The sequence below is a fragment of the Pseudomonas sp. EA_5y_Pfl2_R50 genome (genome assembly GCF_963970475.1).
Taxonomy (GTDB): domain Bacteria; phylum Pseudomonadota; class Gammaproteobacteria; order Pseudomonadales; family Pseudomonadaceae; genus Aquipseudomonas.
The window spans coordinates 63,161-85,806 of sequence record NZ_CAXAPT010000015.1 but is presented as its reverse complement, the minus strand read 5'-3'; the positions used below and the strand labels follow the sequence as shown (position 1 = coordinate 85,806).

At 58.9% G+C, this 22,646-nt stretch carries 21 protein-coding genes; 14 read left to right on the top strand and 7 right to left on the bottom strand.

Going from position 1 to position 22,646, the window contains the following annotated elements; translation table 11 throughout:
- Nucleotides 1-8: 8 nt before the first annotated feature.
- From AACY19_RS23075 to AACY19_RS23020, 12 genes are all read left to right on the top strand, one after another.
- Nucleotides 9-1,166 (top strand): DUF2515 family protein, encoded by a 1,158-nt coding sequence (locus AACY19_RS23075; RefSeq protein ID WP_339453913.1) that lies wholly within the window; start codon nucleotides 9-11, stop codon nucleotides 1,164-1,166.
- A complete protein-coding gene (locus AACY19_RS23070) occupies nucleotides 1,166-1,798 on the top strand; it encodes a hypothetical protein (protein ID WP_339453912.1) in 633 nt (210 codons plus the stop codon). The genes AACY19_RS23075 and AACY19_RS23070 overlap by 1 nt, the downstream gene beginning before the upstream one ends.
- On the top strand, nucleotides 1,795-2,436 hold the full coding sequence (locus AACY19_RS23065) for a hypothetical protein (protein ID WP_339453911.1): 642 nt from the start codon (nucleotides 1,795-1,797) through the stop codon (nucleotides 2,434-2,436). Before AACY19_RS23070 ends, AACY19_RS23065 begins: the two co-directional genes overlap by 4 nt.
- Nucleotides 2,414-3,115: a hypothetical protein gene (locus AACY19_RS23060; protein WP_339453910.1), complete on the top strand. Its 702-nt coding sequence runs from the start codon at nucleotides 2,414-2,416 to the stop codon at nucleotides 3,113-3,115. The genes AACY19_RS23065 and AACY19_RS23060 overlap by 23 nt, the downstream gene beginning before the upstream one ends.
- Nucleotides 3,112-3,753: a hypothetical protein gene (locus tag AACY19_RS23055; protein ID WP_339453909.1), complete on the top strand. Its 642-nt coding sequence runs from the start codon at nucleotides 3,112-3,114 to the stop codon at nucleotides 3,751-3,753. The genes AACY19_RS23060 and AACY19_RS23055 overlap by 4 nt, the downstream gene beginning before the upstream one ends.
- A 302-nt stretch (nucleotides 3,754-4,055) precedes the next feature.
- On the top strand, nucleotides 4,056-5,714 hold the full coding sequence (locus AACY19_RS23050; RefSeq protein WP_339453908.1) for a Na/Pi cotransporter family protein: 1,659 nt from the start codon (nucleotides 4,056-4,058) through the stop codon (nucleotides 5,712-5,714).
- A gap of 171 nt (nucleotides 5,715-5,885) precedes the next feature.
- The gene (locus AACY19_RS23045; RefSeq protein ID WP_339453907.1) at nucleotides 5,886-7,277 is read left to right on the top strand and encodes a M16 family metallopeptidase; all 1,392 of its coding nucleotides are present in this window, start codon (nucleotides 5,886-5,888) and stop codon (nucleotides 7,275-7,277) included.
- A 104-nt stretch (nucleotides 7,278-7,381) separates the two neighbouring features.
- Entirely contained in the window at nucleotides 7,382-8,410 is a 1,029-nt protein-coding gene (locus AACY19_RS23040) for a DUF5924 family protein (RefSeq protein ID WP_339453906.1), read from the top strand.
- Between the two features lie 54 nt (nucleotides 8,411-8,464).
- Nucleotides 8,465-9,613: an ABC transporter permease gene (locus AACY19_RS23035; protein ID WP_339453905.1), complete on the top strand. Its 1,149-nt coding sequence runs from the start codon at nucleotides 8,465-8,467 to the stop codon at nucleotides 9,611-9,613.
- Nucleotides 9,610-10,413, top strand: a complete 804-nt coding sequence (locus AACY19_RS23030) for an ABC transporter ATP-binding protein (RefSeq protein WP_038364958.1) — start codon at nucleotides 9,610-9,612, stop codon at nucleotides 10,411-10,413. The genes AACY19_RS23035 and AACY19_RS23030 overlap by 4 nt, the downstream gene beginning before the upstream one ends.
- Before the next feature lies 1 nt (nucleotide 10,414).
- The gene (locus AACY19_RS23025) at nucleotides 10,415-11,353 is read left to right on the top strand and encodes an MlaD family protein (protein ID WP_339453904.1); all 939 of its coding nucleotides are present in this window, start codon (nucleotides 10,415-10,417) and stop codon (nucleotides 11,351-11,353) included.
- Nucleotides 11,350-11,973, top strand: coding sequence for an ABC-type transport auxiliary lipoprotein family protein (locus AACY19_RS23020; RefSeq protein ID WP_339453903.1), 624 nt, complete (start codon nucleotides 11,350-11,352; stop codon nucleotides 11,971-11,973). Before AACY19_RS23025 ends, AACY19_RS23020 begins: the two co-directional genes overlap by 4 nt.
- 57 nt (nucleotides 11,974-12,030) lie before the next feature.
- Here the strand turns inward: AACY19_RS23020 and AACY19_RS23015 are convergent, their stop codons facing one another.
- From AACY19_RS23015 to AACY19_RS22995, 5 genes are all read right to left on the bottom strand, one after another.
- Nucleotides 12,031-13,260, bottom strand: a complete 1,230-nt coding sequence (locus tag AACY19_RS23015) for a nucleoside recognition domain-containing protein (protein WP_339453902.1) — start codon at nucleotides 13,258-13,260, stop codon at nucleotides 12,031-12,033.
- A 216-nt stretch (nucleotides 13,261-13,476) separates the two neighbouring features.
- Complete coding sequence (gene gltP / locus AACY19_RS23010) at nucleotides 13,477-14,808, bottom strand: glutamate/aspartate:proton symporter GltP (protein ID WP_339453901.1); 1,332 nt, start codon at nucleotides 14,806-14,808, stop codon at nucleotides 13,477-13,479.
- A gap of 702 nt (nucleotides 14,809-15,510) precedes the next feature.
- Nucleotides 15,511-15,975 carry an inhibitor of vertebrate lysozyme family protein gene (locus AACY19_RS23005; RefSeq protein WP_339453900.1) on the bottom strand — a complete coding sequence of 155 codons (465 nt, stop codon included), beginning with the start codon at nucleotides 15,973-15,975 and terminating at the stop codon, nucleotides 15,511-15,513.
- Between the two features lie 2 nt (nucleotides 15,976-15,977).
- The gene (locus AACY19_RS23000; protein ID WP_003177151.1) at nucleotides 15,978-16,142 is read right to left on the bottom strand and encodes a DUF1328 domain-containing protein; all 165 of its coding nucleotides are present in this window, start codon (nucleotides 16,140-16,142) and stop codon (nucleotides 15,978-15,980) included.
- Between the two features lie 73 nt (nucleotides 16,143-16,215).
- Nucleotides 16,216-16,500, bottom strand: a complete 285-nt coding sequence (locus AACY19_RS22995; protein ID WP_339453899.1) for a hypothetical protein — start codon at nucleotides 16,498-16,500, stop codon at nucleotides 16,216-16,218.
- Nucleotides 16,501-16,932: 432 nt separating this feature from the next.
- On the opposite strand from AACY19_RS22995, the gene algB reads away from it, so the two are divergent.
- Nucleotides 16,933-18,279 (top strand): sigma-54-dependent response regulator transcription factor AlgB, encoded by a 1,347-nt coding sequence (gene algB / locus AACY19_RS22990; protein WP_025112294.1) that lies wholly within the window; start codon nucleotides 16,933-16,935, stop codon nucleotides 18,277-18,279.
- A gap of 10 nt (nucleotides 18,280-18,289) precedes the next feature.
- Nucleotides 18,290-20,080 carry an ATP-binding protein gene (locus AACY19_RS22985; protein WP_339453898.1) on the top strand — a complete coding sequence of 597 codons (1,791 nt, stop codon included), beginning with the start codon at nucleotides 18,290-18,292 and terminating at the stop codon, nucleotides 20,078-20,080.
- Here AACY19_RS22985 and AACY19_RS22980 read toward each other — a convergent pair.
- Complete coding sequence (locus AACY19_RS22980; RefSeq protein WP_339453897.1) at nucleotides 20,077-21,693, bottom strand: EAL domain-containing protein; 1,617 nt, start codon at nucleotides 21,691-21,693, stop codon at nucleotides 20,077-20,079. The genes AACY19_RS22985 and AACY19_RS22980 overlap by 4 nt on opposite strands.
- A 73-nt stretch (nucleotides 21,694-21,766) precedes the next feature.
- On the bottom strand, nucleotides 21,767-22,549 hold the full coding sequence (locus AACY19_RS22975) for an N-acetylmuramoyl-L-alanine amidase (protein WP_339453896.1): 783 nt from the start codon (nucleotides 22,547-22,549) through the stop codon (nucleotides 21,767-21,769).
- Nucleotides 22,550-22,646 lie beyond the last annotated feature (97 nt).

Sequence of the window (22,646 nt, the reverse complement as noted above, 5' to 3'; positions counted from 1 at the left end):
GAAGAACCATGACCGGACAATGCATCGCTCCAGACGACCTGGACATGAAAAAACTCTGGGACAGCACCTGCGAGCTGCCCACCTGCAAGCGCGAAACCAACACCGCCGGCCCCAACCCGAAAACCCGCGTCGAAGTCCCGCTGCTGACCTGCAACTGCCTGTGGCGCCGCTTCCAGAAAGAAGCCGAAGACTGGGTCGCCCCCGGCGGCGTCCTCATCGCCGACCCCCAGGCCCGCAACCGCAAAATCAATGCCGCGTACGCGCAGCTGTGGCTGGCGGATAATCGGTTTCAGTGGGCGGGGCTGGCAGCGTTTGCTTCGAAGCAGGTGGGGTGTGGGCTCGTGCATGCGGCCACTCTGGACCAACGAATCGAAGCGGAAAAGAAGGCTTACCGAACCCTTAAAGACAGCCAACCCAAGGATTTGTATGAGCGCATAGTGGTGAACAGATTGCGCTCTGACCCTGAGCTGTGGCGGCAGTGGGATGAGGCCAAGCAACAGAACCCGGTTCCTTTGGCGAGTGATCCTTTGTCTGGCGATGCGATTGCTTTACTTCAAGAAGAATTGCAATACGTTCACGAAATGCTGGCGCTTGGGAACACGGCTCTTTTTCTAGATGTTTATCCTTTGCACCGATTTTTTATGGTGCGCGGCCAGCAGGAGCTGGAAAGGTGCCTTGCTGATAGAAACAGCTTAAAAAATGAAGTGCTTTGGCCGATTGCGGATAAAGTCGAATTCGGGATGTACCGCACTGAAGTTTCCGAAACGTTCAAGGCAATCGAAGCTGGGGATATTGCTGCAAGCGTGGAGCTCATGGCTGCTCATGAGCAACTGAATATCTTGCAGCCCGCAATGTATGACGTGACTCATTTTGCGCTACTGATGCAGGGCACCCAAGCAGGTGACGTTGTATCCGTGGTGACCGGATTATTCACCGGTATTTCTGAACAGATTCAGCTAACTCTCGCTAGCCAATGCAAAGCACCAGGTAATCAGCAGATAACGTTTGGGCGCAACCCGCTAGCTAACCTTGCGGACAAAGATCAACGTATGGCGTTTGTGCTTCGAGCCGCGACGCAATTTAATCTTTTGCTTAAAGACCCGGCTACTCGGTCCCAGCTCGAGCAATCAATTAAAGAGATTTCACTCGGTGGCGGTGTCAAATAATGACTTTCAAAAAGTACATCTTGGCCCTACTGGTAGGCGTCATCGCGGTAACTGCTTACGCCGTCAATTTGAATAGAAGCATGGATGTGCTCAGCGTCTATGTAGGCAAGCCATACGAGCAGGTCGTAGAAGATTCAACTTTTGCCGTCGACTCGAAGACAGCGATTTATCCGGGCCCTCCCCCGCACCCTAGTTCGACCTGGATTAGCGATCCCGTCGTCGTTCAATTTGACGATCCTAGTCATGGCTTCACCTTGCCACCTACCAAGTTCGGTGCAGTGACATACCGGAAAAGCAAAGTAGCAACCGTGACTACTTCACCGATGCTTGAAACCATACCGTTTGCCGAGCTGGTGCCTCTTTTGGAGAAGCTTCAGCTCATGCTGAAAGCAGCAGGATGGGCGCCCCGAGATGTCGATAAACATGCTTGGGTGGAAGTACCGAGTGATGTCGAAAAAAGTGCGCTGCAAAGAAAGCTGTTCGATCAGGTCGTCATCGTGCTGCTACAGATCCCTTACAAATACACCCTGGCGCTGAACGTCAAATGCTATGTCCGCTGCGACGAGCGCGATCCAGACACCGCAAGGTATTTGATCGATGTCAGTATTGGTTCGGATAACTACAACAGATGATTTCTCGCATCACGGAATGGCGCTGCTATGGGCGCTGGCCGGCACTTTTCCTGCTGTACGTAACCCTGACGTCTTTCCACTATCCGATGGATTTTCTGGTCGTTCACATCGGCAAGCATTACGAAAGCGTTGTGCAAGATTCGACGTTTCCTGTGACATGGAAAACAGCTGTTTACCCAAGTGACCCACCTCACCCAAGTTCGACTTGGATCAGTAGCCCAGTGATCATCACGTTCGATGACGAACAACATGGGTTCACGTTGCCTGCCACAAAATTCGGTGCGATTGGCTGGTCTGACTTCAAAGCCATCACACTTTCTACGTCACCAATGCTGGAGACGTTGCCGTTCGAGCAAGCAGTGAATCTGCTGGGAGAGCTGCAGCAGATGTTCAAAAAGTCAGGTTGGTCGCCCGAAGCTGTTGAAGGGAATGATTGGCTCAAGACTGAAACCCAAGAGGACAAGGTGCGTCTTCAGACCAAGCTTTTTGATCAAATGGACGGTGTCATTCTGTTGATCCCACATAAGTACAGCCTGTTCCTCCACATCAAGTGCTATGCACCGTGCGATGAGCGGAATCCGGAGACGGCGAAATATTTGATTGATGTAGGTTTTGGTGAAGATCATTTCAGTGATTGATCGTTTTAAACCGTCTCGGAGGAAATCAACGACCTTGGCAGGTAAGCATTGGGTGTCGATGGGCGCCGCTACGATTTTGCTGGCTGGTGTTATGGCGTGGCCATTGGGCGCCAAGACCCTATCCGCTCATATCGGAAAACCCTACGAACTGGTCATTAAGGATTCAACTTTCCCGGTCGAAGATAAAACGGCGATCTATCCTGGCGATCCTAATGACCCTAAAGATCCCGCGCGTCCAGGCTCTACATGGATTAGCAGCCCGACCATCATTGAGTTTGATGATCCTGTTTATGGCTTCAAACTGCCCCCGACTGTATTCGGCGCTGTAACGTACGCAAGCCAGAAAGTCTCGACACTGACGACCTCGCCGATGATGGAAACTTTGCCGTTCGCAGAAGCTCTGGATCGATTGCTTGCTACGCAAAACACACTCAAATCGAGAGGGTGGAAGCTTGAACCTTTGGAAAATAACGACTGGTTCAATGCCGACTCTGGTCCGGAACGTGAGCGGCTAAAGAACAAACTCTTTGATCAAGCTGTTGGCATTGATTTGTACGTACCGGAAAAGTACAGCTTGCTGCTGTTGATCAAGTGCCATGCAAGCTGTGACAAGCAAGATCCGACGACGGCGAAATATTTGATCAATATCAGTGTGGGTCGGGATCGAAGCGGAGCATGAGTAATCGGTACAAGTGGCGCAGTCGATACTGGCGCAGAGCAGCGTTTTTCATGCTGTTTGTATGCCTGACGTCTTTCCACTATCCGATGGATGTTCTGGTCGTTCGCATCGGCAAGCCATATGCCGAAGTCGTCAAAGACTCCAGTTTTCCTGTTGAGGGGAAAACAGCCATGTACCCAAGTGACCCGCCCAAGGTCGACTCGACCTGGATTAGCAGCCCGGTCGTGATCACTTTTGATGACCCTGAACATGGCTTCACTTTGCCCAAAACCATCTACGGGGCGGTGGGCTACACCAAAGGGAAAGTAGACGGCATAACAACGTCTCCAATGGTTGAAACACTTCCCTTCGATCAGACGGTGAAGCTTTTGAATGATCTGCAATTGATGTTCAGGGATGCCCTCTGGATTCCTGAACCCGTTGAGGGCAATGATTGGATCAAAGTGCAAAGCGATGATGAAAAGCGACAGCTACAAGCGAAGCTTTTTGATCAGGCGGATGGGGTCATTCTTCTGGTTCCGCACAAGTACAGCCTGTTGATGCACATCAAGTGCTATGCGCGTTGTGACGCGCGGGATGCAGAAACAGCCAGATATCTGATCGACATTGGGCTAAGTAGAGATCATTTCAGCGATTGATTCAGCCGCACCCGCAAACCCTGTGGGAGCTGGCTTGCCAGCGATAGCGGAATATCAGCCAACATCAATGTCGACAGTGCCGCCGTCATCGCTGGCAAGCCAGCTCCCCCAGGGATTTGTGGTGATTGTGGAAGGGGGTGGATGACGTGCTTTTCATGACACTTTTGTTTCAATCCACTCTTTAGCTGTGCAATGCTGGCGCCCAGTCCGTTAGCCAACTACAGCTTAAGTATCAAAAACGTAGAAACCGCGCGGTACCGTCAACTTGCCCCTCTGGGGCGCTGCTATTACAGGGGGTCGGCATGCTCACCCTGCTCAATCTGCTTTCCGCCGTGGCCTTGCTGATCTGGGGCACGCACATCGTTCGAACCGGCATCCTGCGGGTTTATGGCACCAATCTGCGACATGTGATCGGCCAGAACATGTCGAAGAAATGGCTGGCGTTCATCGCCGGTATTCTCGTCACCGCGATGGTGCAGAGCAGCAACGCCACGGCGATGCTGGTCACCTCATTTGTCGGCCAGGGCCTGATGGCGCTGACCCCGGCGCTGGCGACCATGCTCGGCGCCGATGTGGGTACGGCGTTGATGGCGCGGGTGCTGACGTTTGACTTGTCGTGGCTGTCGCCGCTGCTGATCTTTCTCGGGGTGATTTTCTTCCTGTCACGCAAACAGACGCGGCTCGGGCAAATGGGCCGGGTGTCGATAGGGCTCGGGCTGATCATTCTCGCGCTGCAATTGATCGTCGAAGCCGCCGCGCCGATCACTCATGCGCAAGGGGTGAAGGTGATTTTCGCCTCGCTGACCGGCGACATCCTTCTCGATGCCTTGGTCGGCGCGTTGTTCGCGATGATTTCCTACTCCAGCCTCGCCGCCGTGCTGCTCACCGCAACGCTGGCCGGCGCCAGTGTGATCAGCCTGCCAGTGGCGATTGGTCTGGTGATCGGCGCCAACATCGGCAGCGGTATTCTCGCGTTCATGAGCACCAGCATGCAGAACGCTGCTGGCCGGCAAGTGGCGCTGGGCAGTCTGTTGTACAAACTGATCGGCCTGCTGCTGATCATTCCGGTGCTGGACCCGCTGGTGCACTGGATCGACAGCCTCGATTTCAGTCCGCAGGAAATGGTCATCGGCTTTCACCTGCTTTACAACACCGCGCGCTGCCTGATCCTGCTGCCCAGCGTCGGACCGATGGCGCGGCTGTGCGCGTGGCTGCTGCCGGAGCGGCCGGAGGTCAACGGCACCGCCAAGCCGCGCCATCTCGACGCCACCGCATTGGTCACGCCGAGTCTGGCACTGGCCAACGCCGCGCGGGAAACCCTGCGCATGGGCGACCTGCTCGACAACATGCTCGACGCCACCCTCGACGTGCTGCACGGCAAGCAGACCGCCGTCACCCAGGAGATGCGTCGGCTGACCGACGACGTCGAAGCACTGTACAGCGCGATCAAGCTGTATCTGGCGCAGATGCCCCGCGAAGATCTTGGCGAACAGGACAGTCGGCGCTGGGCCGAGATCATCGAACTGGCGATCAACCTGAAACTGGCCGCTGACCTGATCGAACGCATGCTGCGCAAGATTCAGCAGCAGAAGACTTCGCAGCGTCGCTCGTTTTCCGAGGAAGGGTTGGAGGACCTGGCTGGACTGCAGCAGCAACTGATCGCCAACTTGCGTCTGGGCCTGTCGGTATTTCTCAGCAGCGACCGGGAAAGCGCCCGGCAGTTGCTGCGTGAAAAGCGTCGTTTTCGCGCACAGGAACGGCGTCTGGCCCATGCCCATGTCAGCCGTTTGCAACGTAAGATCGTGCAGAGTATGGAAACCAGTTCGCTGCACCTGGAGTTGATTGCCGACATGAAGCGCTTGAATTCGCTGTTCTGCGGCAGTGCGTATGTGGTGCTGGAAACGGCGGACACCGGGGCGCTGGCGGCGGATGATATTGCCGACATCACGCATTCGCCTTGAACGTCTGTGGTCAGTGTTAGTCAGTAACTCAGAGTTCAGCCTCAAGCACGCCTTCGCGAGCAAGCCCGCTCCCACATTTGGAATGCATTCCCCGCTGTGGGAGCGGGCTTGCTCGCGAAGGCCATTTGACTGACGACACGGATCTCCAAATCAGCCGTATGGAAGCCTGTTATGCGTTGTTTGTTGTTCGCCTGTCTATTGCTCGGTTCTCTGCCCGCCTTTGCCCTGGATCGCTTTCAGGTCGAGGGCTATGCGTTGCCCAACGGTTTGCAGTTGCTGCTCAAGCCCGGCACCGAGCGTGGGCATGTGGCGATCCGCTTGGTGGTCGGCGTTGGCCTCGACGATTTCGATTGCGCTGACAAAGAGCTGCCGCACCTGCTCGAACATCTGCTGTTCAGCGGTATCGACGCCACTGGCGAAGGTGGTTTAGAGGAGCGCATGCAAGCGCTGGGCGGTGACTGGAATGCCTTCACCAGCAACGCCGACACCACGTTCGTCATCGAAGCCCCGGCGAAGAACCAGCGCAAGGTGCTCGACCTGCTGCTCGATCTGCTCACGCAAACGCGCATCGACGGCAATGCGATCAACGCCGCCAAGCGCGTGGTCGAACGCGAGGACGGCGGCCATTACACCCGCCTGCAACGCTTCCTTGATCGCCAGGACCTCGGTCACACCGCGAGCAATCAGCTCGCCGTTGAACTGGGTCTGAAATGCCCGCAACGCGCCGAGGTCGGCCACCTGACCCAAGAGCAACTGGAGACGGTGCGCAAGGCGTGGTACGCGCCGAACAACATGACGCTGATCGTCGTCGGTGAACTCGACAAACTGCTGCCGGCCTATCTGGAGCGCACCTGGGGCGCGCTCGAAGCGGTCGAGCCGAGCGAGCATCGGCCACTGCCGGACATCCGCACCAGCGCCGCCCACGAACGCACCCTCACCCGTGGCTTCATCGGCGACAGCGCCAAGCTGCACTGGCTGGTGCCGGAGCCGGTGCTCGACGATCAGTACGACGAAACCTTCGATATCCTCAAGGATTACCTCGACTGGGCGCTGTATCGGCAGATTCGCCTCAATCACGGTTTGTCCTACGGGCCGTGGGCCGAGCGCGAAGTATTTGGTGGCGTCGGCTTCATGAGCCTGAACGCCGATCTGGATCGCGATGACGTCGACGAAGCGATCCAGGTGCTCGATGACCTCAAGGCGGACTTGCTGAAAAACGGCCTCAATGCCGACACCTTTGCCCGCATCAAACAGGCCGCCATCGCCCACCAGGCCTGGGCGGTGCAGGGCAATAGCGCCCTGGCGGATTACTATTGGAGTGCGCTCGGCGATTACCAGGACGGCCGCTTCGCCAACCCGGCGCGGGAGCTGCAAGGGGTGACGCTGGAAGCGGCGAACAAGGCCATGCGCGAGTTGCTGTTGCAGCCGGGGTATTTGCGGATCGAGAAGCCGTTGATCAGTGATGATCAGGTGTTGTGGCTGATTGGCGGCGGTTTGGGCGTGTTGTTGCTGATCCTGATCGGCTGGCGCCTGCATCACCGCCGAAAACCGGCCGAACACTAACCCTGTGGGAACGCGTTGTTTTTAAGTGACCGGCAGCCTCGCCACATCGCCCGGCGGACGCTACTCTGTCGAGGTTTTTTCCTATCCAGTTGTGAACCGCCCAAATGCCGAAAATACAGCTCCTGATCCAGCGACTTCTCGAACTGATGAAGCGCTATCCCGGGGTCATTGCGCTTGGCGGGTTCATCTCTGGGGTCGGCAGTTTCATCATGGTCGACCGTCAGCAAGGGCTGGCGAGCTGGATCACGGTGATCATGCTGCTCAGCTGGATCTGGCTGATGCTGGAAAACACCCTCACCGGCCTCTTCACCCGCGTGTTCAAACGCGAGATTCCCCAGCCGCTGCTGCGTTACGCGACGCAGATGATCCACCAGGAAAGCCTGTTTTTCGTTCTGCCGTTCTTTTTCATCACCACGACGTGGAACAGCGGCCAGTTGTTCTTCACCGGCCTGCTCAGCGTCGCGGCACTGATTTCCATCGTCGATCCGCTCTATTACAAATGGCTGGCGCCCCGGCGCTGGGCGTTTCTCGCGTTGCACACCCTGACCCTGTTCGCCGCCCTGCTCACCGCGTTGCCGGTGATCATGCACCTGACCACCGCGCAGAGCTTCAAATGGGCGCTGGGCATTGCCGTGCTGTTGTCGTTTCCGAGCCTGGCGTCGATCTTCCCGATCCGCACGGTGCGCAACGCCTTGGCGATTTTGTGCATTACCGTAGGCATTGGCGGCGTTGGCTGGGCGCTGCGCTCGTGGGTGCCGCCGGCGACGCTGTGGATGACCGACGTGGCGATCAGCACGCAAATGCAGGATCGCACCCCCGGCGCCAGCCTCGACACGGTCAGCGCCGAGCAGATTCGTGGCGATGGCCTCTACGCCTACACCGCAATCAACGCGCCGCGCGGGCTCGATGAGCGGATTTATCATGTCTGGCAGTTCAACGGCAAAGAAGTCGACCGCATCCCGCTCGACATCCATGGTGGGCGCAAGGAAGGCTACCGCGCCTGGACACACAAGCAGAACTTCCCCGGCAACCCGGCGGGTAAATGGCAGGTGCGGGTGCTGACCGAGGATGGGCAGGTGATCGGCGTGCTGCGCTTCAAGATCACTGACAGCACAGCGATCAAAGAAAAGTAATCCGGTTCGTGCTATTACGTTAGTTCGCTTAGCAGACGAACAAGCACGGAGCTTATGACCAGCAGCTCGATCAGCGGTAATGCCCAACTGGACACGTCGATCAGCCCTGCCCGCTTGCGGGTCAGCGGGGACTGGACGCTTGCCCATTACGCAGAGCTCAAGACCCTGAGCGAAAAGCTCCACGGCCAGTACGACGCCAACACCCCGATAGATCTGAACAGCCTCGGCGCCCTCGACACCGCTGGCGCATCGCTGCTGGTGGAACTGCTCGGTTCCGAGCGCCTTGGCAAGTCCGCCGAACACCCTGACTGCACCCTCTCCACCGCCGACCGCGCGCTGCTGCAAACCGTGTATTGCTCGATGACCGATTTTTGCGTGCCGATCAAGGAGCCGGAAATCAGCGTCAGCGTGCAGTTGCTGACGCGGATCGGCCGCGCCGTCGATACGGTCTGGCAAGACACCCTGCAATTGCTCGGCTTCGTTGGCCTGATTCTGGAAACCCTCGCACGCGGCCTGTTCCGGCCCAGGCGCTGGCGCATCACGCCGATGATTGCCCACATCGAACAGACCGGCCTCGACGCCGCGCCCATCGTGGCGCTGCTGACTTTTCTGGTCGGCGCGGTGGTGGCGTTTCTCGGTGCGACGGTGCTGGCCAGTTTCGGTGCGACGATTTTTACCGTGGACCTGGTGGGCTTCTCGTTTTTGCGTGAGTTCGGCGTGCTGCTCACGGCGATCCTGATGGCCGGGCGCACCGCCAGTGCCTTCACCGCGCAGATTGGTTCGATGAAGGCCAACGAAGAAATCGATGCCATCCGCACCCTCGGCCTCGACCCGATGGAATTGCTGGTGGTGCCGCGTGTGCTGGCGATGCTGGTGGCGCTGCCGATGCTGACGTTTCTGGCGATGCTCTGCGGGATCATTGGTGGCGGCGTGGTCTGCGCGGTATCGCTGGATATCTCGCCGGCGATGTTCCTGACGCTGTTGCAGTCGGACATCGGCGTGCAGCACTTTCTGGTGGGCTTGGTCAAAGCGCCAATCTTCGCCTTCATCATCGCCGCGATTGGTTGCCTGGAAGGCTTCAAGGTCAGTGGCAGCGCCGAGTCGGTCGGCGCGCACACCACGTCTGCGGTGGTGCAATCGATTTTCGTGGTGATCGTGCTCGACGCGGTGGCTGCACTGTTCTTCATGGAGATGGGCTGGTGAGTCGTCTACCCCGCGCGCCCTCGGAGGCGGTGATCGAAGTCCGTGGTCTGTGCAATCGCTTCGGCAGTCAGAGCGTGCACGAAAACCTCGACCTGGATTTGTACAAAGGCGAAATCCTCGCCGTGGTTGGCGGCTCAGGCAGCGGCAAATCGGTGCTGTTGCGCAGCATTGTCGGTTTGCGTCGGCCCAGCGAGGGCATGGTCAAAGTGTTCGGCAAGAACCTACCGAGCTTGTCCGAACATGAGCGCTCGCTGGTCGAGCGGCGCTTCGGCGTGCTGTTCCAGAAAGGCGCGCTGTTTTCCTCGCTGACCGTCACCGAGAACGTCGCCCTGCCGCTCATCGAACATGCCGGCCTGAGCCGCAGTGACGCCGAACACCTGGCCGCCGTGAAGCTGGCGCTGGCCGGGCTGCCACTGTCAGCGGCGGACAAGTACCCGGCGTCGCTGTCCGGTGGCATGATCAAGCGCGCCGCACTGGCCCGCGCCCTGGCGCTGGACCCGGACATCCTGTTTCTCGACGAACCCACCGCCGGCCTCGACCCGATTGGCGCGGCGCAATTCGATCAATTGATCCTGACCCTGCGTGATGCGCTGGGCCTCAGCGTGTTTCTGGTGACCCACGACCTCGACACGCTCTACACCATCACCGACCGCGTGGCGGTGCTGGCGCAGAAAAAGGTCTTGGTCGCCGGCCCGATTGACGTCGTCTCGGAAACCGATGACGCGTGGATTCACGAATACTTCCACGGCCCGCGCGGCCGCTCGGCGCTGGACGCCGCCAAATTGCTCAACGAGGTCTGACATGGAAACCCGAGCGCATCATGTGTTGATCGGCCTGTTCACTGTGATTGTGGTGGCAGGCGCCCTGCTCTTCGGTCTTTTCCTGGCCAAGTCCAGCGTCGACACCGAGTTCAAGGACTACGAAGTCGTCTTCAACGAGGCCGTCAGCGGTCTGTCCAAGGGCAGTTCGGTGCAGTACAGCGGGATCAAGGTCGGCGACGTGATCAGCCTGCGCCTCGACCCGCAGGACCCACGGCGGGTACTGGCGCGGATTCGGCTGGCGGGTGACACGCCGGTCAAGGAAGACACCCAGGCGAAACTGGCGCTGGCCGGGATCACCGGCACGTCGATCATCCAGCTCAGCGGTGGCACGCCGCAGAGCCCGAAGCTGCGCGGGCATGACGGTCATCTGCCCTTGATCGTGGCATCGCCCTCGCCTATTTCGCGCTTGCTCAACGACAGCAACGATTTGATGACGGGCATCACCGCGTTGCTGCACAACGCCAATCAGATGTTCTCCGCCGAGAACGTTGAGCGCGTGAGCAAGACGCTCGCCCATCTGGAGCAAACCACGGGCACCATCAACGACCAGCGCGGCGACATCAAACAAGCCATGCAGCAATTGGCGACGGTCGGCAAACAGGCCGGCAGCATGCTCGAACAGACGTCGCTGCTGATGCGCAACGCCAACGGCTTGATCAACGATCAGGGCAAACAGGCACTGGGCAGCGCCGAGCAGGCCATGCAGTCGCTGGAGCAAACCACCGCGACGATCAGCACCTTGCTCAACAAGAACGAAAACGCCCTCGACAACGGCATGCAGGGTCTGAACGGCCTGGCCCCGGCGATCCGCGAATTGCGCGAGACGCTGACCTCGCTGCGCGCCATTTCCCAACGCCTTGAGGCCAACCCCAGCGGCTACCTGCTGGGCCGCGACAAGAACAAGGAATTCACGCCATGAAGCTGACTCGACTCGCCCTCCTCGCTGGCTTCACACTGATCAGCGCCTGCTCGATTCTGCCCCAGTCCGAGCCTTCGGACGTGTATCGCCTGCCGACCGCACAGGTGCCCGCCTCGACCGGTTCGGCGGCGACTCAGCATTGGTCGCTGCGGTTGAACAAGTTGCAGTCCAGCGAAGCGTTGAACCGGCCGACGATTGCGGTGATTCCACAGGGCGATGTGATCAGCAGCTACAAGGGGTCGCGCTGGAGCGATCCGGCGCCGGTGCTGGTGCGCAATCGCTTGTTGGACGGGTTTCAGCGCGATGGCCGGGTGACGTTGCTCAGTACCGATGACAGCAACTTTGCGGCGGACCTGGAATTGGGCGGCAGTTTGCAGGCGTTTCAGACGGAGTATCAAGGCACGCAGGCCAGCGTCGTGGTGCGGATCGATGCGTTGCTGGTGCGCGGTTATGACCAGCGGATTCTGGCCAGTCGCCGCTTTGAAGAGCGTCAGCCTCTGAACGATGTGCAGGTGCCGGCGGTGGTTGCGGGGTTTGGACAGGCCAGTGATCGCCTCACCGCTAAAGTCGTGGCCTGGGCCGTCGACCAAGGCCAGAAACTCGCCCCAACCAAACCCTGATCCCAACACAGAACCCCTGTGGGAGCGGGCTTGCTCGATCCCACTTTTGATCTTTGTTCAGCCGAAGAACCAGTAGCACACGAAAATGGCGCCAACCACGCCGGCAAACTCCGCCAGCAATGCGCAACCAACGGCATGCCGCGCCCGCTGAATCCCCACCGCGCCGAAATACACCGCCAGCACATAGAACGTCGTTTCAGTGCTGCCCTGCACCGTCGCCGCCACCAGCGCCGGGAAGCTGTCGACGCCTGAGGTCTGCATCGTCTCGATCAACATCGCCCGCGCCGCACTGCCGGAGAACGGTTTGACCATGGCTGTCGGTAGCGCATCGACAAATCGCGTGTCCCAACCGGCCCATTCGACCAGATGACGAATACCGTCGAGACCGAAGTCCAGCGCACCGGATGCGCGTAGAACGCCCACCGCGCAGAGCATCGCCACCAGATACGGCAGCAGGTTTTTGGCGACGTCGAAACCTTCTTTGGCACCTTCGACGAACGCTTCGTAAACCTTCACTTTCTTTAAGGCACCGATCAGCAGGAACAGCATGATCAGCCCGAACAGCGTCAGATTGCCGAGGATCGACGACAGTCCCGCCAGAGCCGTGGCTGACAGCGTACCGAGCAGCGCCATGAAGCCGCCAAGCATCAGCGCGGCGGGAATCAGGTAGGCCAGCACCACCGGGTCCCAGATGCGCAGCCGTTGCATGAAGGCCACCGAAAGGAACCCGACGATGGTCGAGCAACTGGTCGCCAGCAGAATCGGCAGGAACACCAGCGTCGGGTCCGGCGCGCCTTGCTGGGCGCGGTACATGAAGATCGTCACCGGCAGCAGGGTCAGGGACGAAGCGTTGAGTACCAGGAAAAGGATTTGCGCGTTACTGGCGATGGTGGCACTGGGATTGAGTTCCTGCAGCGCCTTCATGGCCTTCAGGCCGATAGGCGTGGCCGCGTTGTCGAGGCCCAGACCGTTGGCGGCGAAGTTCAGGGTGATCAGGCCGAGAGCAGGGTGACCGGGCGGGACTTCCGGCATCAGCCTCAGAAACAGGGGGCCGAGGACTTTCGCCAGCCATTCGACAATGCCGGCCTTCTCGGCAATGCGCAGAAAACCCAGCCACAGCGTGAGGGTACCGAACAGCAGCACCATGACTTCCACCGACAACTTGGCCATGGCAAAAATGCTTTCAACCATCGCCGCGAAAATGCCGGCGTTGCCGCCGATCAGCCACTGCGCCATTGCCGACACGGCTGCCACGATGAAGAAGCCAAGCCACAGGCCATTAAGCATCAGTCAAATCCCCCGAAGAATGCCGCGAATGATAGCGGGGTCACCAGAAACGACAAACCCCGGATTTCTCCGGGGTTCGTATGGCTGACGCGGTCCACTGTAGGAGTGAGCCTGCTCGCGAAAGCGTCCTGCCAGTCACTTCAATGCTTAATGACACTCCGCCTTCGCGAGCAGGCTCGCTCCCACAGAAAAGCCAATCTCCACAGGGTTCAGCAATCAGTTCTTGGAAATCTCGCCTGCAGGCAGTTTTTCCTTGCTGCGCCAGTGCGGCAGGGAGTTCCAGTAGCGCTGGCCCTTGGCGTCGTCGTACATGCCTTCCCAACGCGCGATAACCAGTACGGCCAAGGCGTTGCCGATCACGTTCAGCGCGGTACGGGCCATGTCCATGACGCGGTCGACACCCGCAATGAACGCCAGACCTTCCAGCGGAATACCCACACTGCCCAGGGTGGCCAGCAGTACCACGAAGGACACACCCGGTACGCCGGCGATGCCTTTGGAGGTGACCATCAGGGTCAGCACCAGCAACAGTTGCTGGCTGATCGACAGGTCGATGCCGTACAGCTGTGCAATGAAGATGGCGGCGATCGACTGATACAGGGTCGAACCGTCAAGGTTGAACGAGTAACCGGTCGGCACCACGAAGCTGCAGATGGCTTTCGGCGCGCCGTAGGCTTCCATCTTCTCGATCACGCGTGGCAGCACGGTTTCCGATGACGCGGTGGAGTAGGCCAGCACCAGCTCATCCTTGAAGATGCGCATCAGCTTGAACACCGAAAAACCGAACATTTTGGCGATCAGGCCCAGCACCACAAAGGCGAAGAAGGCGATGGCGAAGTAAACCAGGATCACCAGTTTCGCCAGCGGCAGCAGGGAAGCGAAACCGAAGTTGGCCACGGTCACCGCGATCAGAGCGAATACGCCGATAGGGGCGTAGTTCATGATCATGTGGGTGACTTTGAACATGCTTTCCGAAACGCCCTGGAACATCTTCACCAGCGGCTCGCGCAGGTCCGACTGCAGGCTCGACAGGCCCAGGCCGAACAGCACGGAGAAGAAGATGATCGGCAGCATTTCGCCGCGGGCCATGGCCGCGAAGATGTTCGACGGAATCAGGTTGAGGATGGTCTCGATGAACGCGTGTTCATGTTGGACTTCGGCAGCGGTGGCCTGGTACTTGGAGATGTCCACGGTGCCCAGCGTGCTCATGTCGATGCCGGCGCCCGGGTGGAACACGTTCGCCAACACCAGTCCGACGAGGATCGCGATGGTAGTGACGATTTCGAAATAGATGATTGTCTTCAGGCCGATCCGCCCAAGCTTCTTGGCGTCGCCGACGCCAGCGATGCCGACGATCAGGGAAGAGATGACAATCGGGATCACGATCATCTTGATCAGACGGATAAAGATATCGCCTGCCGGTTGCAGGACGTTGCTGATCCACCAGGCCTTCTCGGCACTGAAATGGTTGAGCAACGCACCAATTGCAATCCCCAATACCAGACCGATGAGGATCTGCCAGGCGAGGCTAAGCTTTGCCTTCTTCATTATCTTTACCCTTACTTGCGTTTGACTCAGGCACATGCAGGAACTGGAACGCTCTTTAGCGGAAAAGTCTGTGCATGTGCCTCCGTATAAGGTGCCCCGAAGCGCGTATTTACGGCTCTCCGGCAGGCGAAAAAAGGCGCAACTATTCCGATGCAAGGTTGCGCCGTCTAATGCCGTAAACGCCTACCCTATGCCGAATCGGCATGAGTTTTTTTAAATGAAACTGGCGTCCCAACCGGTTCGATTACGACATTTCAGCCGGCATAAGTGCCGTGAACCGGCCGTTTCAGCGTAGGTTGGCTGTTTTTTAAGCGATAAAAATCGACAAAAAATTTAGGAAAAAGCCCACGAAGCAGGACTAGAAGTCCTCTTGTTCAACAGGTCTCTTTCTCGATATACGGTCGCCAGGAAACACCGCGTAATGTTTTTGCGCGCAGTGTCAGCGAAAAAAAGGATGAGCTGGCCGCTCTGGATCAATGCTTTGCTCGATTGAAAGCCCAGCGCAAGTCCGTCGAACCATGCCGGATCGGCGAACCTGCGACGCAGCTTTTACCCTGACCCGGCCCTCGCGCAGGCACTCCCTGTACCCGTAGGTCACTCCGACCCTGTAACAGTCAGAACGTCCCGGCCCCTTGGTCATGCGCCTGCCTTCCTCAGGTGGGCGCAATGGAAGGCAGCAGGGCTGCTGCCTTCGTGTTCAGATCAGTACCACTTGGGATCTTTCTTCAGGGTTTCCATCAAAAGATTCTTCATGCCCTCATCGGGTTCGCCGAGGAAGCGGTATGTGGCATGTCGCGTCGGCGACTTGTCGGCCGGCAGTCCTTCGGGCACATCAACGAGCATGGCGTAGGCGTCTTTCTTGTCGAAACTGAAGGCGACGATCAGGCGGTGGTTCAAGCACTTGTCTGCAGACTCGCAGAGCGGCCCAACCAGATACTGATCGCCGTCTTCAGTCACGGCATTCATCTGCTGTTCAGGCGTCCCGGACAGGTTCATCACCCATTCCGGCAGGCGCTCTTCCTTCTTCACCACGCCTTCCCAGGTTTCCCGATATTGCGGGTCTGAACTCAGGAGTTCGTTGACCCGCGTCTGGCCGTCATTGGCCGCCATCGCCATGGCACTACCGCCTAGAAGCAGGGCGGCTGCCAGTGTCTTTAGAACAGTCATCGTTAACCTCGGCCGCGACGGCCAAAGAAGAAGGAAGCGATGAACATCACCAGGAACACGACAAAGAGAATCTTGGCGATACCCGTGGCGGTGCCCGCGATACCACCGAAGCCCAGTACTGCAGCGATGATGGCAATGATCAAGAATGTAATTGCCCAGCTCAACATGGTGATTCTCCTTACTTCTCTATTTAGGGATATTGCATGTCCTGGCGCTGCGCGCCCGAATTCATTCAATCAGTCAGAAAACCCAGCGCTCTTCGCGTGGCAGTTGATCCAGCGGTTGCGCCTGGTCGACATCCATCATGCGCATCGACGCGCTTTCGGCCTGACTGCTGCTGACGGCGCTGAAGTGCACTTGTGGCGCGTGCTGTACCGAAATCAGCGGTTCCGGGCGCTGGCTGTTTTCCCAGCTCATGTACTGCTGGCAAGCAATCAGGGTGACGAGCAACGCAAACACGCCAAACAGACCTTGCTGAATGTGCAGTGGCGAGATACGCACTTGGGCGGCACGTTGACGAGTCATCCTGGGTTCCTCACTTGTTATTCGGTGGGGGCAGTGCATCTCTGTCTGCCCGGGCTGAATCTTCTATTGCAGCCTGCATGCCAGTTTTTTCGTTGAAAAATATTCAATAAAATCAATAAGTTATGATGTTGTAGAAAATGAGTCTGGACGCATCCTGCACGATGCGACTTTCGTCGTCGTGCGGAATGCACGATTTTTTCGTAGGAGATTTCATTCTTACGGAATTGAGAGCAGGGCTCAGGTGTCAGAAAAGGACGCAGGGAACGTCCTGCAAACTGACGGATGTTTAAAAAATTAACAAAATCAATCGATTAGCTGTAAAGGCCGGAGAGAGCTACCCTCCTATGGCCGGCATCGTTCAGAATGAACCATGCAACTTGCCCGATTTTTCCGGGACTAACCCAAGACCAATCACTATGGAGCGTAGGAAAAATGGAATCTGCCACTGAGCATCAAGGCCGCATTCTGCTGGTGGACGACGAATCCGCCATCCTGCGCACCTTCCGTTATTGCCTCGAAGATGAAGGCTATACGGTCGCCACAGCCAACAGCGCGGCACAGGCCGACGCCCTGTTGCAACGCCAGGTCTTCGACCTGTGCTTCCTCGATCTGCGCCTCGGTGAGGACAACGGCCTTGATGTGCTGGCGCAGATGCGCATTCAGGCTCCGTGGATGCGCGTGGTGATCGTCACTGCGCATTCGGCCGTCGATACCGCGGTGGATGCGATCCAGGCTGGCGCCGCCGATTATCTGGTCAAACCGTGCAGTCCTGACCAGTTGCGTCTGGCCACCGCCAAGCAGTTGGAAGTGCGTCAATTGTCGGCGCGTCTGGAGGCCCTCGAAGGCGAGATACGCAAGCCGAAGGATGGTCTCGACTCCCACAGCCCGGCAATGAAAGTGGTGCTGGAAACGGCGCGGCAAGTGGCAAGCACTGACGCCAACATTCTCATTCTGGGTGAGTCGGGTACTGGTAAGGGCGAATTGGCCCGCGCCATTCATGGCTGGAGCAAGCGCGAGAAGAAATCCTGCGTGACCATCAACTGCCCGTCGCTGACTGCTGAACTGATGGAAAGCGAGCTGTTCGGTCACAGTCGCGGTGCATTCACCGGCGCCAGTGAAAGTACCTTGGGCCGGGTCAATCAAGCCGACGGCGGCACGCTGTTTCTCGACGAGATCGGCGACTTTCCGCTGACGTTGCAACCCAAATTGCTGCGCTTTATTCAGGACAAGGAATACGAGCGAGTAGGCGACCCGGTTACTCGTCGCGCTGACGTGCGGATTCTGGCGGCGACCAACCTCAATCTCGAAGACATGGTGCGCGATGGCCGTTTCCGTGAAGACTTGCTCTACCGCCTGAACGTCATCACTCTGCACTTGCCTCCGCTGCGCGAGCGCGCTGAAGATATCCTGACCCTGGCTGATCGCTTCCTCGCCCGTTTCGTCAAAGAGTACGCACGGCCGGCGCGGGGGTTCAGTGACGAGGCACGCGAAGCGCTGCTCGGCTACCGCTGGCCGGGCAACATTCGTGAGCTGCGCAACGTGGTCGAACGCGCGAGCATCATCTGCCCGCAGGAGCGCGTCGAAATCAGCCACCTCGGCATGGCCGAGCAACCGGCCAACAACGCGCCACGGGTCGGTGCGGCGCTGAGTCTGGATGAGCTGGAGAAAGCCCACATCGGCGCCGTCCTCGCCACTGCCGGGACACTGGACCAGGCGGCGAAAACTCTGGGCATCGACGCCTCGACCCTCTATCGCAAGCGCAAGCAGTACAACCTGTGAGCGCTCGACGATGAAACTGGCGATGAAGTTGCGCACGCGGTTGTTCCTGAGCATTTCCGCATTGATCACCGTGGCGCTGCTCGGGCTGTTGCTCGGGCTGGTCAGCGTGATGCAAATGGCCAGCAGTCAGGAGGCGCTGTTGCGCAGCAACTTCATCACCCTCGATCTGGGTCTCAAACTGCGGCAAACCCTCGGTGATCAACTGATCATCATGCTCGCGGAGAAGCGCGATCCGGTCGCTTTCGAAGCATCGAAACAGCATTACTTCCAACTCCTCGACGAAGGCATCGCCCAAGAGCAGGAGGGCGCAGGTCGCCCTTATGGCTTCAGTCGGGCCAAAGCCGATTACCTGAGTTTCCTTGAGGCGTTTGATCTGTCCCGTGACCCATCCAGCGCCATGAGCAGCAACGCGGATTTCCGCGAGCGCTTCAACACCTTGCGCAACGGGCTGATCACCGAACACAAGCATGCCCTGGACACGATCAACGCCGTGCAGCACAAGTCCCGGGATCGCGCGTTATTGATCGCCGGGCTGCTTGGGCTGGTCGGCCTGGCGGTGCTGATCATCGGCTTTGTCACGGCGCATGCCATTTCTCGCCGCTTCGGTGCGCCCATCGAGGCGCTGGCGCGGGCGGCGGATAATATCGGCAAAGGCAATTTCGAAGTGACGCTGCCGATCTCGTCGGCCATGGAAATGAATCAGCTGACCAAGCGCTTCGGGCTCATGGCCGAAGCGTTGCGTGAGCATCAGGCGACCAACGTCGATGAGCTGTTGGCCGGCCAGCAACGGTTGCAAGCCGTGCTCGACAGCATCGACGACGGCTTGCTGATGATTGATCGCCAGGGCCATCTGGAGCACCTCAACCCGGTGGCCCAGCGCCAGTTGGGTTGGGAGGATAACCGTCTCGGCCAGGGGCTGGGCGCTGCACTGGAACGACCGGAACTCGACGAGCAACTGCAATTGGTGCTGCGCGGCGGTACGTTGGAGCGGGCGCCGGAAGATCTGAGTATCGAGGTTGATGGCGAATCGCGTTTGCTGACGTTCAGCCTGACGCCGGTCAGCCACACCCAAGGCCATATCCTCGGCGCGGTCATGGTGTTGCACGATGTCACCGAGCAACGCGCGTTCGAGCGGGTGCGCAGTGAGTTCGTCCTGCGTGCGTCCCATGAGCTGCGCACGCCAGTCACGGGCATGCACATGGCATTCGGCCTGTTCCGCGAGCGGGCGAAATTTCCTGTGGAGTCCCGCGAAGCCGACTTGCTCGACACCGTGAACGAAGAAATGCAGCGGCTGATGCAGTTGATCAACGACCTGCTGAACTTCTCGCGCTACCAGAACGGCTTGCAGAAACTGACGCTGGCACCGTGCTCCATCGAGGATTTGCTGGAGCAGGCGCAACTGCGTTTTGCCGATGCGGCGGCGCAGAAGGGCATCGCTTTGTATGTGGAAGTGCAGGGACCGTTGCCGCGCTTGCAGGCCGATCAGATACAACTGGATCGAGTGCTCGACAACCTGATCGACAACGCCCTGCGCCATACCGCCCGCGAAGGGCAGATTCGTCTGCAGGCTCGCCGGCATGGCGAGCGGGTGATCATCAGCGTCGAAGACAACGGCGAAGGCATTGCCTACGGCCAGCAGGGGCGGATTTTCGAGCCGTTCGTACAGGTCGGACGCAAGAAGGGCGGCGCCGGGCTTGGCCTGGCGCTGTGCAAGGAAATCGTCCAGCTGCACGGCGGACGCATGGGCGTTTATTCAAGGCCGGGGCAGGGCACGCAGTTCTACATGGCGCTGGCGGTCTAGGCTTCGTCATCCAGGCGTCTGCCGGCCAGGCGTCGGCCGCGCGTGATCAGTTCAATGAACTGCACAGCGCTCAATGCATGGGCGAACAGCCAGCCCTGACCAAATTTCACCCCTTCGCTGCTGAGCAATTCGGCTTGTGATTCCAGCTCGATGCCTTCGGCAATCACCTTCAAATCCAGTGCCTGCGCCATGTGAATGATGTGCGGTGCGACGCCGCTGCTGGCTGCATCGTGGCCGAGTGCATCGATAAAGGCCTTGTCGATTTTCAAGCAGTCCACCGGCAGGGTTTGCAGATAGGCGAGGCTGCAATAGCCGGTGCCAAAGTCATCGATCAGCACCTGATGGCCGACATCGCGCAGGGCTTGCAGGTTTTCCCGTGCCACCACCACATCGATCAAGCCGCGCTCGGTGACCTCGAAGGCGATTTGCCGGGCGGCGACCCGGTGCAACGTCAGCAGCCGCGCCATCACCTGGCCGATGCGCGGCACCATCACGTCGCACGCGGCGAGGTTTACCGAGATATACAGTTGCGGATTGGCCCGAAGCAACTGGCCCAACTGCTCCAGCAGGCGCTGGAGGACGAAGTCGGTCATCTGGCGAATCTGTCCGGTGTTCTCCGCCAACGGGATGAACAGGTCGGGACTGGTCAGCGTGCCGTCGGGGCGGCGCCAGCGCAGCAGGGCTTCGGCGCCGACGCAGTTGCGGCTGTCGAGGTCGAAGATCGGCTGATAAAGCACCTGCAACTCGCCACGGCGGATTGCGCCGTGCAATTCGGCATCCAGAGACTGACGCTGACGAACCAGCAAAAACACCAGAAACCCGACAATGGCACCGGCCATCAGGCAGACCGGAATCATCCACCACCAGACGGCGGGGATGTGCATGCCGGTGCGCGGTGTGATCAGCACGAGTTGGTATTCGGGGTTATTGGTGGGCATGCGATAGATCAGCCGCGTTTGTGTGACCTGCAAGGCATCGTGGCTTTTCGGCGGCCAATGTTCGGTGGGCGGCCAGGCCTGTTCTGTACCCAGCACAGGAATGGCTCGGGTGCCACGGTCCAGCACCACCAACAGACTGCTGCCGGGCGACAGATCGACCATATCGGTCAGGTGCCCGCGGGAGGTGGCGACGCGGAAGTTACCGCGCCCCAACATCAAAGCGGCGCGGTTTTCATCGGGTTCGGTGGTGGTGTTCAGCCAATAGCTGTAGGTCGGCCCCTTGATATCCGGTGCGCGGACGACCGACAAGCCATCCTGGCGCGGACGGTTGGAGCAGATCCGCGAGTTATCCATGTAGGCGGCTTCATAGACGAAGCGATAGTTGAAGGTGACTTGCTGCAGGGTGGCGATCATTTCGTCGTCGCAACTGCGTAATGGCTGGGCTTCGAGATCGTCGAGACTTTCGCGCAGTTGTCCGAACAATTGTTCGAGGCGGGCGAGAAAACGCTCGCCCTGGGCGTTCATTTCCTGACTCTCGCTTTGCTCGATCTGACGCATCGCTACGACCATGCCGCCGGCGATCAGCAGGCAGGCACTGAGGACAGCCGCGATCATCGCCAAAAACCAGGGGCGATAGAACCAGCTACGCAGTGCCTCTCGGGTAGCAACCATCATGGAATATCCGAAGAATTACCAATGAGTTATAGCTGCTGAATGCAATTTCGCCCTGACCGTCGGGCGGGCGTCATTATTTTGTCTGATTAAGTACCAGCAGCAGTGCTGCGGTTTGCGCGTCCGGCGTGCCGTCGAAGCGCGAAGGGCGGAAGTGCATCTGGAAGGCAGCGAGGACGTGGCGTGTCGCTACATCGAGTTCGCCGGTCTGCGGCGTGTCGTAGCCCAGGTGCGCCAGTTGCGCCTGGAACCAGCCGATGCTCGGCAGTTCACCGCGGTTGAACAGCATCTGCTGGCGCGCGACCGCCGCTTCGTTTGGCCACACGCCCAAGCCTTCAGCGGCGAGGCGCTTCCATGGGAACAAGGGCCCAGGATCGAGTTTGCGCAGTGGGGCGATGTCGCTGTGACCAATGATGTGGCGCGGGCTGATGCCGTTGCGCTTGCTGATGTCCTTGAGCAGGACGATCAGCGATTGAATCTGCGCTTCGCTGTACGGGTACCACAGGCGCCCGGTTGGCGTGTCCTTGAAGCCCGGGTTGACGATTTCGATGCCGATCGAACTGGAGTTGAGCCAGGTGCGGCCCTGCCATTGGCTTTCGCCGGCATGCCAGGCGCGCTGGTTTTCATCCATCAGTTTGTAGACCGTGCCGCCCTTGTCGTCGCCGATCAGGTAGTGGCTGCTGACTTCGCCATGGGTCAGCAGTTGCAACGACCGCTCCAGCGAAGCCGAGGTGTAATGCACGATCACGAACTGGATGCGGCTGTCGTAATTGGCCGAAGGATGGCTGGTGTCGTAACGCGGGCCGCTGGCACAACCGGCCAGAACGAGCAGCGACGCGAGCAGGGCAAAGAATTTCATGGCAGAAGACAGTACACACAAGACAATAATGCAACAGTGTAACGTACTGACTGGTGTACTGACGGTCAGCAGACGGATTTAAACAAAATGGCACAAT